This window comes from Wolbachia endosymbiont of Rhagoletis indifferens, from assembly GCF_048537595.1.
GTDB lineage: Bacteria > Pseudomonadota > Alphaproteobacteria > Rickettsiales > Anaplasmataceae > Wolbachia.
The window spans coordinates 162,435-177,135 of sequence record NZ_CP175923.1 but is presented as its reverse complement, the minus strand read 5'-3'; the positions used below and the strand labels follow the sequence as shown (position 1 = coordinate 177,135).

The 14,701-nt window shown below is 35.1% G+C and carries 12 protein-coding genes; 7 read left to right on the top strand and 5 right to left on the bottom strand.

Annotated elements, in window-relative coordinates; all coding sequences use genetic code 11:
• Positions 1-49: 49 nt before the first annotated feature.
• The gene (gene gatB, locus ACJZL1_RS00900; RefSeq protein WP_419247300.1) at positions 50-1,474 is read right to left on the bottom strand and encodes an Asp-tRNA(Asn)/Glu-tRNA(Gln) amidotransferase subunit GatB; all 1,425 of its coding nucleotides are present in this window, start codon (positions 1,472-1,474) and stop codon (positions 50-52) included.
• Between the two features lie 220 nt (positions 1,475-1,694).
• Between gatB and ACJZL1_RS00895 the strand changes: the two genes are divergently transcribed.
• The 4 genes from ACJZL1_RS00895 (at position 1,695) to ACJZL1_RS00880 (ending at position 8,174) form a co-directional block, all read left to right on the top strand.
• A complete protein-coding gene (locus ACJZL1_RS00895) occupies positions 1,695-2,897 on the top strand; it encodes an ankyrin repeat domain-containing protein (RefSeq protein ID WP_419247299.1) in 1,203 nt (400 codons plus the stop codon).
• Entirely contained in the window at positions 2,890-4,695 is a 1,806-nt protein-coding gene (locus tag ACJZL1_RS00890) for a pentapeptide repeat-containing protein (RefSeq protein WP_419247298.1), read from the top strand. Before ACJZL1_RS00895 ends, ACJZL1_RS00890 begins: the two co-directional genes overlap by 8 nt.
• Positions 4,679-5,284 carry a guanylate kinase gene (gene gmk, locus ACJZL1_RS00885; RefSeq protein WP_265026619.1) on the top strand — a complete coding sequence of 202 codons (606 nt, stop codon included), beginning with the start codon at positions 4,679-4,681 and terminating at the stop codon, positions 5,282-5,284. The genes ACJZL1_RS00890 and gmk overlap by 17 nt, the downstream gene beginning before the upstream one ends.
• A gap of 295 nt (positions 5,285-5,579) precedes the next feature.
• Positions 5,580-8,174, top strand: a complete 2,595-nt coding sequence (locus ACJZL1_RS00880; RefSeq protein WP_419247297.1) for an ankyrin repeat domain-containing protein — start codon at positions 5,580-5,582, stop codon at positions 8,172-8,174.
• Here the strand turns inward: ACJZL1_RS00880 and sdhA are convergent.
• The gene (sdhA, locus tag ACJZL1_RS00875; protein ID WP_419247296.1) at positions 8,146-9,951 is read right to left on the bottom strand and encodes a succinate dehydrogenase flavoprotein subunit; all 1,806 of its coding nucleotides are present in this window, start codon (positions 9,949-9,951) and stop codon (positions 8,146-8,148) included. The genes ACJZL1_RS00880 and sdhA overlap by 29 nt on opposite strands.
• Before the next feature lie 223 nt (positions 9,952-10,174).
• Here sdhA and ACJZL1_RS00870 point away from each other — a divergent pair, with 223 nt between their 5' ends.
• A complete protein-coding gene (locus ACJZL1_RS00870) occupies positions 10,175-10,381 on the top strand; it encodes a hypothetical protein (RefSeq protein WP_419247295.1) in 207 nt (68 codons plus the stop codon).
• On the opposite strand, the gene ACJZL1_RS00865 is transcribed toward ACJZL1_RS00870, so the two are convergent.
• Complete coding sequence (locus tag ACJZL1_RS00865) at positions 10,324-11,280, bottom strand: IS5 family transposase (protein WP_264735368.1); 957 nt, start codon at positions 11,278-11,280, stop codon at positions 10,324-10,326. The genes ACJZL1_RS00870 and ACJZL1_RS00865 overlap by 58 nt on opposite strands.
• Positions 11,281-11,352: 72 nt before the next feature.
• On the opposite strand from ACJZL1_RS00865, the gene ACJZL1_RS00860 reads away from it, so the two are divergent.
• On the top strand, positions 11,353-11,511 hold the full coding sequence (locus ACJZL1_RS00860; protein ID WP_419247294.1) for a hypothetical protein: 159 nt from the start codon (positions 11,353-11,355) through the stop codon (positions 11,509-11,511).
• Positions 11,512-11,653: 142 nt separating this feature from the next.
• Here the strand turns inward: ACJZL1_RS00860 and ACJZL1_RS00855 are convergent, their stop codons facing one another.
• Positions 11,654-11,782 carry a hypothetical protein gene (locus tag ACJZL1_RS00855; RefSeq protein WP_264736214.1) on the bottom strand — a complete coding sequence of 43 codons (129 nt, stop codon included), beginning with the start codon at positions 11,780-11,782 and terminating at the stop codon, positions 11,654-11,656.
• A gap of 574 nt (positions 11,783-12,356) precedes the next feature.
• Positions 12,357-13,718 carry a glutamate--tRNA ligase gene (gene gltX / locus ACJZL1_RS00850; RefSeq protein ID WP_419247293.1) on the bottom strand — a complete coding sequence of 454 codons (1,362 nt, stop codon included), beginning with the start codon at positions 13,716-13,718 and terminating at the stop codon, positions 12,357-12,359.
• A 159-nt stretch (positions 13,719-13,877) separates the two neighbouring features.
• Here gltX and ACJZL1_RS00845 point away from each other — a divergent pair, with 159 nt between their 5' ends.
• Entirely contained in the window at positions 13,878-14,627 is a 750-nt protein-coding gene (locus ACJZL1_RS00845) for a hypothetical protein (RefSeq protein WP_419247292.1), read from the top strand.
• Positions 14,628-14,701: the final 74 nt, after the last annotated feature.

Sequence of the window (14,701 nt, the reverse complement as noted above, 5' to 3'; positions counted from 1 at the left end):
GACCTTGGAATATCTACGAGATGTGCTGTTATGTAAATAAAAAATGTGACTAATTACTTAATCTCTCACTCAAAATTGAATTCACGACATCGGGGCTGGCTTTTCCCTTGGTAAGTTTCATGACTTCGCCGACAAAGAATCCGTATAATCTTGTTTTACCGCTTTTGTATTCTTGAACTTTATCTTGGTTGCTATTGATGATTGTGTCGATAACTTCTGATACTTGACCTTTATCGGTTATTTGCTTTAGGTCCTGCTCTTCTATGATGAGAGATGCAGGTTTGCCAGTTTCAAACATACTATCGAATACTTGTTTGCCAAGTTTAGCAGAGATTGTTCCATCAACGATAAAATCTAAGAGTTCGGACAAGGCATTGGCTTTGATTGGAGAGCTCACAATATCAATACCTGCTTTATTTAAACGACCGAAAAGCTCTACAGTTAACCAAGTAACCGCGAGCTTTGAATCATGTTTTTTTATCAATTCCTCAAAGTAATCAGCAATTGCCTTATCGGAAGTAATGACGTTTGCATCGTATTCGTTGATACCCAATTCCTCAATGTATCGCAGCTTTTTTTGATCTGGCAACTCGGGCAAAGATGATTGAATTAAATCAATCTTCTCCTGGCTTACCTCAACAGGTAATAAATCAGGCTCAGGGAAGTATCTATAGTCGCTTGCATCCTCTTTGTTTCGCATCACTTTTGTTTTTCCCGAAGCAACGTCAAACAATAAGGTATCTTGACTTATTTCTTCCCCACTTTCTAAAATTTCAATTTGTCTTTGTATTTCATAGTCTATAGCTTGCACAATATAACGTATCGAGTTCAGATTTTTTATCTCACAACGAGTGCCAAATGTGCTACTGCCTTTTAGGCGGACAGAAACATTTGCATCACAACGAAGTGATCCCTTTTCCATATCACCATCACATGAACCAATGTAACGCAAAATCTGCCTCAATTTTTTCATGCATTCTGCAGCTTCCGCAGATGAACGGAGATCTGGTTCTGAAACAATTTCCATTAAAGCAACTCCTGCACGATTTAAATCCACATAAGTTTTGCTTTCCTCATGAACGCTCTTCCCTGCATCTTGCTCTAAATGAATTCTCGCGATTCTTATTTCCTTTTCATTGTCGTTGATAAATACTCTACCATTTTTAACTATTGGCTCAAAAAACTGGGTTATCTGGTAACCTTGCGGTAAATCGGGATAAAAATAATTTTTCCGATCAAAGTAAGAACACTTATTAATTTCTGCAGAAAGTGCAAGACCGGTGCGTATTGCTTGCTCTATGCAGTAATAATTTAGTATTGGCAGTGTACCTGGCATTGCTGCATCAACTAGAGAAACTTGAGTGTTATGCTCAGCACCAAATTCCGTTGATGAGCTAGAAAATAGCTTCGTATTAGAAGAAACTTGAGCGTGCACCTCAAGCCCAATTACCGCTTCCCAATCCTCTTTCGTCATGTATTTTATTTAAATGATAATCTTAATATTCTGCAAAATTAACACAAAAAGTCAAAACAAAACCCACATTTTTATTTTTTGTCTTAACTTTTTAACCTATAGTAATTAAAGTGCAAAAAATCTATTGTTTTTTTATAAATTAAATCCTAAGGCATTTTTTACTGTAGATTAATCATTTGATTATAGTATCATTTTAATTAAGCTTATGCTTGGGATATTTATGAAGAATATTTTATATTTTATATTATTAGCTGTCGTATTCGGATCACCCATCCTGTTTGCTGTAGAGCAATTTGAAGAAAAGAAAATTGAATCAGTTCATAAAAACGAAAATGTAGGTGCAAGGAAGCAAGATTTACTGAGCAGCACAAATCAAAAAGATGAGTTGAAAAGCAACGTCGATGCTAAACAAACACAAGAAGCTGAGAGCAAAATATTAGACGGCACTACCGATAAAGAGAAGCTGCAACACAACGAGAACAAGGCTTCCGTGGTCGAAAAAACTATAAGTGGGGGTGAAAAGATTGATAAAGATTTGCCAAATGACCCGCTAGAAGAAAGCACAGACAAATTTGCTCGAAATTTACCAAATGTGGCCAATAAAGAAGTGAATAAAGATTTAAAACCAGAGCCTTTGCCTTTAAGTGCTGATTTAAATGAGAATATAGCTGATCTGCAAAAAAATCTACAAGCTGATCAGAAGATTGATATAAAAGATAATGAACTTTCAAAAAGTGATGCGAGTCAATTATTAGAGGAAAAAAAAGAAAAAGTAGAGAGTCAGTTTGAAGAAAAAAAAGTAAAAAGAAGAAGTAATAATTCTAAGGACCGCAATAGAGTAAAACCTATAACTAAAAAAGATGAAGAAGAGCAAAGTGAAAAGAAAAATTTACAAAAATGGACAAAGCTAAACAGAGAACCAATAAAAGAATGGGGTCATAAAGATATACAAAGCAAGTCAATATATAAACGACAATATGATAGCCTTAATGAGCATCTTCCTACGACTATATTTATTGACGATTACAGTAAACAATTTTTTTACTGCATTAAGAAGAACAACTTAACTTGCTTAAGAGGAATAATAAGTAAGCTAGAAAAAATTGGATTAACAACTCAAGAGATACTAAGGTTTAGAAATAAATTGGGTGACACTTCTCTAATTTATGCAGTGAAGCAAGGTGAAATAGACACAGTTCGTTTTCTCTTATTACAAGGTGCTGATCTTAGAGTAGTTAATAATAATTTTCAATCCCCAATTGATATAGCAATCGAAAGAAAGCAGGTCAATATAATAAACGTGATTGCCGAAATGATGCCACACCTTTTGGAGGATAGAAAAATAGACAATAAAGAAAGCTCAGCAATGTACGATTGGGCTGTGAAAACGAAAGAAATACAGTGCGATAAGCAAGATGATTAGATTCTTGATATTAATTTTAGTTGGTCATTTATGTTATGGAAACGAAACAAATGATGAAAAAAATCAGATTAGTGATTTTTTAAACGCTCTGCATGATGCAAAATACGTATCTTACAGTAAAAAAGACTTTGCTGAATTTTTGGTGCAGTGCCACAAAGAGGGCGTGCCAGAAGATTTTAAGAAAGGTTTTGGTTCTAACTTAAATGGAGCTAATTTTAGCCAACTGTACCTAAGTAAATCTGTTTTTGATGGAGTCAGTCTGATTGGTGCCGATTTTTCTAACACCGATTTATCCGACGTGTCTTTCATTGATGTTGATTTACGTGGTGCTAATTTTTCCAATGCTAATTTACATGGCATTAAAATAAAAGGTACAAATTTGAGTTTTACAAAATTTGTTTCTGCAAACTTAACAGATATCGTATTTGATCAGTCTAATGTTAGTTATGCTGATTTTATCAGTTCCGATCTCAAAAAAGTGAGTATGCACAACGTAATTGGTTTGCATACTAATTTCTCGAATGTGAAAATGAATTTCTCCAACTTATCAAACTCGAATGTTAGCCACGTAAATTTTAGTGATAGTGAAATAAACGATACTGTTATGCAGAAAAACAACCTTGATAATGCAAGTTTCTTTGGAGTGGATGCATATAAATTAAAGATACAATTTTCTTCATTAAAAAATGCTAACATATATGGTGCAGAGTTAAAAGAATCAGACTTTACAGGTAGCAATCTTTCCGATGCTTGCCTTAATTCTTCTATCATAATTAACAGTAACTTCGACGAAACTGATTTAAGCAACACACAAATTTCCTATGTGAATGACGATAATTCAAGTTTTGTTCAATCTATACTAAATGGTTCCAAGATAAAACATGCATATGTTTCTGAAGCAAATCTTCATGATGCTGATTTATCCAATATTGATTTTAGTTTTAGTGAACTGCATCAAGTTAATGTCTCTAATGCTGACATTCGTCACGGAAAGTTTCATAATACTAAAGTTGCAAATTCTAACATGAATGGCTCATTTTTTGACCATTCACTATTCACCTATGTGAAGATAGAAGATTCAGACCTTTCTACAACTTCAATGTATAAGATAAAAATCCAAGACTCTCAAGTTTATAACAGTACACTTTCTCGCCATAATATTGATTCCAGTGAAATAGAAAATTCAACATTCTTTAATTTATTAGCTGATAATTCAAGCTGGTCTAATTTAAAAGTAACTAATTCAAATTTTATTGAAAGCGATTTCAGATCTTCTTTGCTTCACGCTAATGCCTTTAGGAAAACTAGCTTTTTTCTTAGCAATTTGAGCAATTCAACAATTAGTGATATGTCTTTTCTCTCTTCAAGCATATATAAAAGTTCAGTTGTTGATGCTCACTTAACAGGTTGCAAATTTGATAATTCAATTTTGATTGACAATAAAGGACAGAAAAAACTTGCAGGTTCAGAAAATGCTATAACTTCGATTAAAGATTTGCAAGAGAAAATATCACAGGGTGAAAAATTTAATGTAAATTATTCTTACTTTGAATTTAAGAATATGAATTTAGAAAATGCCGATTTTTCTAATTCAACATTGAGTAGAGCAAAGTTTGTAAACGTTAATTTGAATAAGGCAAATTTTGAAAAAGCCGATTTGCGCTATACTGTCTTTGATAATTCTTCTCTTATTGGCACCAACTTATCAAATTCTAATTTAGAAGGTTCTAGCTTTTTAAACTCTGATCCAAAAAGTGCCATGTTAAAAAATGCAAAGAAAAATGACCGTAAAAAGTGAGGGCGTATTATTGGTTCTATCCTCCCCTTCTGGAGCTGGAAAAACTACCATATCAGCAAAATTACTTGAGCGATCAACTAATTTAGTTAGGTCTGTTTCTACGACTACGCGCAAGCCTCGCCCCGGCGAAATAAATGGAAAAGACTATTTTTTCGTTACCGAAGAAAAATTTCACGAGTTATGCAAAGCTGGCCAAATGCTTGAATACGCCAAAGTTTTTGAGAATTTTTATGGTATACCAAGAGATTTTATAGAGCAAAACCTGAGCAGTGGAATAAGCGTTTTACTAAGCATAGATTGGCAAGGAGCATTTCACTTATTCAAGCTCATGAGAAAAAAAGTTGTGAGTGTTTTTATACTTCCCCCTTCAATGGAAGAGCTTAGGTTGCGTTTGCAAAAGCGTAATAGTGATGATGCAAGCGAAATAGAGCGCAGATTAGCCGAAGCTCAAAAAGAGATAAGCAAACGTGATAAATATGATTATGTAATAATCAATGATGATATTGATAAAAGTGTAGAAGAGATAAGCTCCATACTAAATAAAGAAAGACTTAAAAAACTAAAAGAAAAACCAAGTCTGGAAGACTGATAAAAACATCAATTTGGATATTTGCAGCTATAGTTTCTTATCCTATTTTAGCCAATAGCACGTTTCGCAGTTTAGCTATATTTATTATTTTTTAAGATTAAATGGTTAAAATAGTAGCAACTGTTCAAGTGAGGATTTGACTATGATAACAGATTTTCTAATAGAAACTAGTTTTCTGCCTTTCCACCTATATTTTGATCACATATACAACGTTTAGCTCAATTTAAAAGTCAAACTTCTTGGTTGTTAGTTTAGTGCTGACAACTTAAATAGCTTTTAATATTGAGGTTTTAGTATGGGTATAGATATAACTGCACTAACTACTAATGCAGATAAATTAGGTGAATGCATAGATAAAAATAAAAAGCAAGAGCGAGAACAGGATAGAAAAGACGAGCAATTGCACTGCACTATAGAGAGAAAGGTAAAAAAAGAAGAACACAAGCGTGAAAAACCAAGAGGTCAAGATGGAACCCTCAAGAAGTGTAAAAGGTTATTTGAAAAAGATGCTAGTCCTGAAGTATTAACTAAATTAGAAGAATCACTTAGAGAACAAGAAAAATATTATAGGTATTATGTCCAATGCTTCCTTCCAGTGCTAGATAAAGCAATAGAACGATCGAAAAAAATATCAAATGAAACAAAAGAGCGAGTAAAGCAAGCAATTTCAGAAATTACTTATAATAGCAAATATTGTAACCAAAATGATCGTAGGAATAGTGAAGACAGTGGAATTGAAAGTGACTACAGTAGCGATGCTGGTGATGATTATGAGAAACATTCAATCAGTAACCCTAATACAGCAAATGAAGATCAAGAAGTAGAGAAAAGCAACGAAATAACAAATAGCAATGCTCTGTTATTAAAAGCGATCAAAAACGGAAATAACAGGAAATTAAAAAAATATCTAAAAGATTGTACGGATATTAATAGTGTGAAAGGTGAAAAAGACAACAATATTTTACACCTTATCGCGTCGTTGGAAAAGAAACAGAAATGCAAGTTTCTAGGTACCCTAATAAAAACGGTCACCGAGGAAGATTTAGCACAACTTGTTGATAGTGAAAATCAGGACGAAAAAACTCCTCTTCAGGTGGCACTAATTAACAAGATAACAAAAGAAAAACATGAGTCTCATACAATCCAAGATAACGATAACACACTTAAGTTTCTTACAAAATTGTTAGAGCATGGAGCCAGCTCTGATAATTTAGGATTATCTACAAAAAAATTACAAGACTTAAAAGAAGAGCAAAAGACATACTATCGTAATTTCTTAGAAAAATTAGCAGAGCAAGGAAAGAAATCTAAATTAAAGCCAGAAATAAGAATCAATACAGAAGCAAAAATTAAAGAAATTATACCACATACCATAAATACTCCAGATAGTAATGATAATTATCTATTACATCCAGTAATTAAAAATAGTGATAAAAAACTTTTTAAAGAACTATTGGAAAAAGGGGCGGATATTAGCCTTAAAGACACAGATGGTAACAATGCTTTACACTTGATTGTTAAACCTGAAACAAAACAAAAACTTGAACTTCTCAATATATTGCTAGAAGCAGGCCAAAAAGAACAATTTATAAAAGCTGTAAATGATAAAAAAGAAGGGCAAACACCGCTCCATCTGGTACTCCAGCGCATACAAGAGAAGAGTGAGAACCGATCACTTAAGAAATTTGAAAAAACTAAAAGGTATGAAACCCTAGAACTATTGCTAAAAAACGGTGCAGATATTACTGTGCAAGATAAAGATGAAAAAAATGCTCTGCACTATATTGCTTCATTCAAAGGAGAACAAAAAGTTGCATGTTTGAAGTTGATTTCAGATAAAGATGGATTTAGTAATGCTGTAAATACTACTAACAAGGAAGAACAAACACCTCTTCATCAGCTGCTTCAGCATATAAAAGAAAAGAATGAGGATCGATCATGTACAGATAGAAAATTTGAAAAAACAAAGAGGTATAAAGCCTTAGAGTTATTTCTACAAAATGGTGCAGATATTACTGTGCAAGATAAAGATGAAAAAAATGCTCTGCACTATATTGCTTCATTCAAAGGAGAACAAAAAGTTACATGTTTAGAGTTGATTTTAAATTCGGTGGAAAAAGAGAAATTTAGTAAAGCTGCAAACGCCACTAACGAAAAAGAACGAACACCACTACAAGTAGCGTTAATTACTAAGACGACAAAAGATAAACATAATTTGGTCAATCCTAAGAGCCGTGATAACACGATCAAGTTCTGTGTAAAATTATTGCAAAATGGTGTTGATCCAAAGCAGTTAATACTACCCGAAAGATTATGGAGCAAAGAGTATTATAAAACTATAAAAGGAATAGAGAAACCAACGGGTAGAGCGCTTATTCCAGATGATATGAGAACTGAACTGAAGTGCAATTTTGGCAGGAAGTTAAAAGCACGCGATATTGTGAAGTACATCAATAATGTTGCTTGTAAAGCAGTGACAACGCTTGTATTTGCTGCTTTAGCCTGTGCAGCAATATTCAGTGCTTCTCAAGGAATTATTACAATTGCAACTGCCTCATCTATTATAGCAGTTATTGGAGTTTGTTATCTTATTTACTTGAATTTAGAAAATATTTATGAAGGATTTGGAAAAATTAAAGGAAAGTTTACTGAAGAAAAGCAACTTACACTTCAAGATAACGCACCAAAAAATGATACACAATGCAATAACTCTGTTAAAGATATAGAAAATAAGTCCAACGATTTAGAAGAGCAAGAGGTGCAAAAATCATCAAATCAATCAGAATGTGCAGAAAATCCAGCTACCAAAATGAGCGATATATCAATACTACGTCAATTCATGAATAAGCTAGATGGGCTGACTAATAAACCCTCTTCTCTGGCGCTATGAAATCAATCTCACCGCTCAGAGTTTTTTCAGCAACTTTTTTGTAGTCAATTTTTACGTTAATTTGCCCTTTCTTTTCTTCAAGCCACGCTATAGTGTGCTTCATCCAGTTTTTGTCATCACGTTCAGGAAAGTCTTCACGAGCATGGGCACCTCTGCTTTCCTTTCGATTGGCTGCGCATTCCATGGTAATAACCGCTTGTGGGATCATGTTAGCAAGCTCCAGCGCTTCAACTAAATCACTGTTCCACATCATACTGCGATCCTCAAGTGAAATATCAGGCATCATTTTTGCTACCTTTTTTATAGCTTTTTTACCTTCTTCTAAAACTTCAGCAACACGGAACACTGATGCGTACTTTTGCATAGTGTGCTGCATTTCGCTGCGTATTTTTGCTACTTTGAGCTTCCCAGAAGCAAATCGCATTTTATTAAACCTATCTATTATCCAATCTGTACAATCTGAGCTCAATTTTTTATGTGGTGTACAGGATTTTAGTTTCTCTTTTGCTCTGAGCGCTGCAGCTCTGCCAAAAACCACAAGATCAAGAAGCGAGTTAGAACCAAGTCGATTTGCACCGTGCACAGAGACACACGCAGCTTCTCCAATTGCAAATAGTCCATCTACCACTTCTTCCTTACCTTGCTTCAGCGTGATCACTTCTCCATAATAATTGGTTGGAATGCCACCCATGTTATAGTGAACAGTCGGAATGACCGGTATTGGATCTTTAGTGACATCAACTCCAGCAAAAGTTCTTGCGGTTTCGCTAATGCCCGGCAATCTGAGTTTTATTACTTCCGGATCAAGATGTGCTATAGTTAAATACATGTAATCTTTTTTCGGTCCAACTCCCCTTCCCTCTCTAATTTCAATTGTTATTGCGCGACTTACCACATCACGAGAAGCTAAATCTTTTGCTTTTGGTGCGTAACGTTCCATAAACTTTTCGCCCTGAGAATTAACGAGATATCCCCCTTCGCCACGGCACCCTTCTGTCATCAAGCACCCTGAGCCATATATTCCTGTTGGATGAAATTGTACAAATTCCATATCTTCAAGTGGTAATCCAGCCCTTACTACCATGCCATTACCATCACCTGTGCAGGTATGCGCACTTGTTGCAGAGAAATAAACACGTCCATATCCACCTGTTGCTAGCACCACCCTATGCGCGCGAAATCTATGTAATGTACCGTCGCATAGCGACCAAGCAAGAACTCCGCAGCATGCTCCGGTTTCGCTATCCATAATTAAATCAATCACAAAGTATTCAACAAAAAACTCAGCGTTGAATTTAAGACACTGCTGATATAGAGTGTGAAGGATTGCGTGCCCAGTTTTGTCTGCTGCCGCACAAGTGCGTTGAGCTGATTTTCCTTTACCAAAGTGAGTTGTCATTCCACCAAAAGAGCGCTGGTATATTTTGCCATCTTCTGTACGAGAAAAAGGTACGCCAAAATTTTCAAGTTCAATAACAGCTTTAGCAGCGTTTTTACACATATATTCTATTGCATCTTGATCACCAAGCCAGTCTGAACCTTTTATTGTGTCATATGCATGCCAGCGCCAATCGTCTTCACCGATATTACCCAAAGCTGCACTAATTCCGCCTTGTGCTGCAACTGTATGACTTCGTGTAGGGAAAATTTTAGAAATGCAGGCAACTGAAAAATTAGTTGCAGCCATCCCAAGCGTTGCTCTGAGCCCTGCTCCACCTGCACCTACTACTACCACATCATACTCATGTTCTATGATCTCATACGCTGACTTATCCATATTTACTTATTTTATCATTACAGGCTTATGATATCACAGAAGTAGAAAAAATCTATACAAGTTTTCTATAGCTATACCACCGCGAACCGTCATACCGCCACGAACCGTCATACCGCCGCGGTATCTCTTAACATAGATCCCTTACTTAACCGTCATACCTTAACATAGATCCCGCTAACAAGCAGCGGGATGACGGTTGTCAGGCTAGCTGTCATCCCAGTGCTTGACACAAAGCTGTACGAACATTGTAATTAGCAGGTGGCAAATTCAAGTAGCTGACACTGGTTCACTCTGTGATGGTGTCATTCCAGTGCTTGACACTGGAATGGCTTTGTTGCATAGCACCTTAAGCAGTGATGGTTTACGACAAATTTATGTAATGATTTCAAATTTAGCCATACCAATATCAGTGAATTTGTTGAGCAAATAGCACTTAATTAGTAATTCTTTTTCACGATTTACTTCAGATTTATTCCTAAAGCTAAATCCAAATACTTGCTTCAACCTTGAGAAAAATCCTTCTATGTAAGATCTCTTTCCATAAATTGCTTCCTTTTTCCACTCTTTTACACCATCTTGTCCATATAATTTTATTAACCTAATAGCAGCATTTCTGTCAGACATATAATCTATTTTTGAATGTTCTGCTGCATCCTTTTTTGGTAGAACTTTTGTCTTTATATCGTATTTCTTACACAATTTATAAAGTTTGTGCCTATCGTATGCCCTATCTGCATATAATGCTTTTATTTTGTGCTGAAAATTAACTTCTTCAAGCAAATCGCAAGCTCCATAGTGGTCAGAGTAGACGCCATTACTGTATCTTGCAGCTATAGCTTTTTTACTATTCACACTTAACATAACATGTAACTTTCTTACTTGCTCGTAGCTTCGGTACTTTCTATCTGCACTGTTTTCCTTACTGTGGCCAGGAGTGTTACTGTAAATGCTGATACTTGTGCTATCTATGATAATTTCAATATTTTCCATGTTGCTTTTATCAACCCTGCAATCATTTATCTTAATATTAAGTTTTTTAAACCTTCTTGATGCTTGTGAATAGCTGATAACTGCCAAATTTTTTCCTATTTGTTGCAGATATCCTTTTATAAACCCCACCGTTTGTCTTAAACCAATTCTAAAAAGATTGACAATTATATGCACCAAAATTACGACTTTATCACTGTAAATATAGTTGCCGCCCTGCATTTTTGGACTATTTTCATACCAATTTTCGATAGCTTCATCGATGTAACGAAAAATATTTCCCCTTTTTTCAAGGAATTTGTTATATTCGTTTTGGTTACTGACTTTCATTTTCTGTGGCATATTTTTTCTTCAACAGTTAAATGGTTATTTATAATGAATTTTGTCAGTAGCCACCAGATTTTTTCGGTTGCTATGCAACAAAGCCCACTGGGATCCAGTCTTTATTATGCAGCCACTTATTTAAAGTTAGGTTTTCTGGATCCCAGTGGGCTTTGTTGCATCGCTAGCTATGATGGATTAAAGATAAAAAAGATGGAGAATATCAGTAGCTTATTATTCTGGTATTTATAACAAGAACGGTCAGTGAATACCTAAATTTGAGTAAAAGAAATTTCACTACCACTCACTAATCCGGCTAAAATTCAAGAATTTCAATGCTTTAGCTATTTTCAATAGAATTAAGTTTATTAATATAAATAATAAATTACTATTCTTAAATTTGATCAGATTGATTGCAAAAAAACAAGATTTTCAATAGGTTGCTTATAATCCTAGCTATAGTTAGCCTTTCATAAGTAGCGATGCAACAAAGCCATCCCAGTGTCAAGCACTGGGATGACACCCTCCTGATGGGCCAAAATCACAATGTTCGTACAGTTATGGATTCATTCGCGGTATCTCAAAGCATAGATCCCGCTGCGGGATGACGGTTGTCGTTTAGCTGTAAATATTAAGAAATTTACCAAACAAAAAAAAAGGCAAAAGAAGCCCCGTGGTTATTATCCGCTTTAAAATATTGGCGTTTTTTATGTTTTAAACGCTTGACAAGCGAAATTCAGCTGCTTTTAATTGCAACTAACCTACGCTGCAAATGTTTAAGAAATTTACCAAGCAGAAAAAAAGACAAAGAATCCCCGAGTTAGCTAGTCTTTTACTATCTTTGTCGAGTATTGGCATTTTTTGATGTCTTGTAACGCTTTGTAAGCGCGTTCAGCTTATTTAGATAAAAATCTAGATGTAGATGAAGTTTTGTAAAGACATACAGTATCTATATACTGCAAAAAATTAAACATAAGACGCCGATACATTAAGTAATCCTTACCTTTTAATCTGCAGATTGGCGAAAGCAAATACAATAGCTTCACTGTCATGATAAAGGGGCTGGCAAAGCTTGTCAAGAAATTTTCTTATTTCATTTAAATTGCTTGTAACCTTCTTATACACTCGTCTTTACCAAGAATCACCATGATATCGATGATTCCAGGTGCATCCATTACTCCGGTTATGGGAGCACGTAATGAGTGGTATACATCGCTTATTTTCATATCGTGCAATTTTGAAAATTCCTTGATCTGAGAAGATAAAAAACCCTTGTTCCAGCCTTCATCACCGATCTTTGACAGAAATGACGCGAGTAACTTGATTATATCGAGGTTAGATTTGACAATTTGCTCAGCCTCTTCACTTAAATCAAGTGGCGGATCTCTTATATAAAACTGTGCTAAATCCAGCAGTTCAGCCAGGTAATTTGCTCTTTTTTTTAGTTCCGTTAGCCCCTGTAATAAATAGTTCTTTTTCTTGTCAGTTAGAGTATTTTCTCCAAGTATTAGAGCCAGAATATCTTCATTGCTCATATTACTAATATAGTGGTTATTCAAATGCTCCAGCTTTTTGAAATCGAGCCGTGCAGGTGAACGACCAATGCTTTCTAAGTTAAACCACTCTATTGCTTGTTTATCACTAATAATCTCATCATTACCGTGGCTCCAACCAAGCCTCAGTAGGTAATTACGCATCGCTTTTGGCAATATTCCCATTTTCTCGTAGTCGCAAACACTTGTTGCACCGTGCCTTTTGGATAGCTTATTTCCATCTTCCCCATGAATAAGCGGCACATGTGCAAAACGTGGAATGTCAAAATCAAGAGCCTGGTATATTAGCAACTGTTTAAAGGTATTAGTGAGATGGTCAGAACCACGTATAATATCGGTTATTCCAGCATCATGATCGTCAACTACCACGGCAAAAATATATGTTGGAGTGTTGTCAGAGCGTAAGATCACTATATCATCAAGCTGCTCGCTATTTACTTTGATTTGGCCGTATATTTTATCATCAATGACGATCTCTTGCGAGTCTGGCACTTTAAAGCGGACAACAGGCTTTACGTTTGATGTCACACTAGTACATTTATGCTTGTATATTTTTCCTTCTTCTCTTGCTTTTGTCTTCTTTTCTGTAACTTCATCCTCAGAGCAATAACAGTGATACGCCCTACCCTTCCCAACTAAAAGGTTTGCTACTTCTTTATGCCGCTCTATTCTTTTTGACTGATATACTATTTCCCCATCACAGCTCACACCGAGCCATTTTAGCCCTTCTATAATTGCATCAATTGCTTCCTGTGTTGAACGTTTTCTGTCGGTATCTTCAACCCTTAACAAAAATTTGCCACCATGGTGCCTCGCGTAGAGCCAATTAAATAACGCAGTACGAGCCCCTCCAATGTGCAAAAACCCTGTTGGTGATGGAGCGAATCTAGTGACTATGTCTGGCATATTTGTCTGTTACAGTAATGTAAATGATGATAGCTAAAATCCATGTTTGTAACAACGCGTAATTACTGTAATTTACTTATTCTTTAAAGATAAAATTTTATTGATTTTGCATAAATTGTGTTGTATACTTAGTGTCGGTTGAGTGTAGTTAGGTATGTTATGGTTGGATCTACAGATGAGAAAAATGAAATAGCAAAATTTCTCGAAGAAAGTAAAGCTAATATTGACGAAATAACAAAATTTCTCGAAAACAATAAAGGTAATGTCAGTTGGCATGCAGGTTCATCTGACAAAACAAAACAAATAGTGCGGGCGGATAATCTCCTGCATTTAGCTGCAAAAATAGGAAACACTAACGAGTTTTTACCTATTTTCAAGAAAAGTGTTAAAGAAGATGTTCATTTGTTAGAATACAATGAAGATCATGAAAATCCATTTCATATAGCAGCAAAGATGGGGATATTACCAAGTGTAGTAAAAGGAATATTCAAGCATTTGGAGTCTGAAAAAACTAACCTAAACAGCGATTCGAAAAAACTAGAAGAGGTTAAAAGTTATGTTCAAAATGCATTAGGCAATAGATCTGCGTTAGATAAATCTAAAAAGACTCCTCTTGATTGGGTTAGTAAAACAGTTAGGAAAGAGATAAAAGAAATTGCAGGCATAAAGGACAGTCTTATATGTAATCAGAAGTTTCGCCTATGCTTATATATAGTAGGAGCGATAGCATGTATTGCTGCTTTATGTTTGTCTTTATACTTTTTATTTTTAGTTTCTCAGTCTCTTGCATTGGCTTCGATGGCTGGAATAATTTCTGGTGGGGCTGCGTATCTGTCAGGCAAAGTATTTAGTGAGATATATGACTTGCATGACGTGAGCACTCCAATGGACAATATAATTTTCCAATAGATAATATGAGTAATGAAAGTCTTGCAAGATTAATTCACATTGTCCTATAATAAAGAGAAGATTACCTGCAGGCA

Coding starts and splice junctions, on each gene's coding strand:
- ACJZL1_RS00845 (WP_419247292.1), top strand. CDS start 13,878: ATGGTTGGATCTACAGATGAGAAAAATGAAATAGCAAAATTTCTCGAA.
- gmk (WP_265026619.1), top strand. CDS start 4,679: ATGACCGTAAAAAGTGAGGGCGTATTATTGGTTCTATCCTCCCCTTCT.
- gatB (WP_419247300.1), bottom strand. CDS start 1,474: ATGACGAAAGAGGATTGGGAAGCGGTAATTGGGCTTGAGGTGCACGCT.
- ACJZL1_RS00860 (WP_419247294.1), top strand. CDS start 11,353: ATGCAACAAAGCCCACTGGGATCCAGTCTTTATTATGCAGCCACTTAT.
- gltX (WP_419247293.1), bottom strand. CDS start 13,718: ATGCCAGACATAGTCACTAGATTCGCTCCATCACCAACAGGGTTTTTG.
- sdhA (WP_419247296.1), bottom strand. CDS start 9,951: ATGGATAAGTCAGCGTATGAGATCATAGAACATGAGTATGATGTGGTA.
- ACJZL1_RS00865 (WP_264735368.1), bottom strand. CDS start 11,280: ATGCCACAGAAAATGAAAGTCAGTAACCAAAACGAATATAACAAATTC.
- ACJZL1_RS00890 (WP_419247298.1), top strand. CDS start 2,890: ATGATTAGATTCTTGATATTAATTTTAGTTGGTCATTTATGTTATGGA.
- ACJZL1_RS00880 (WP_419247297.1), top strand. CDS start 5,580: ATGGGTATAGATATAACTGCACTAACTACTAATGCAGATAAATTAGGT.
- ACJZL1_RS00895 (WP_419247299.1), top strand. CDS start 1,695: ATGAAGAATATTTTATATTTTATATTATTAGCTGTCGTATTCGGATCA.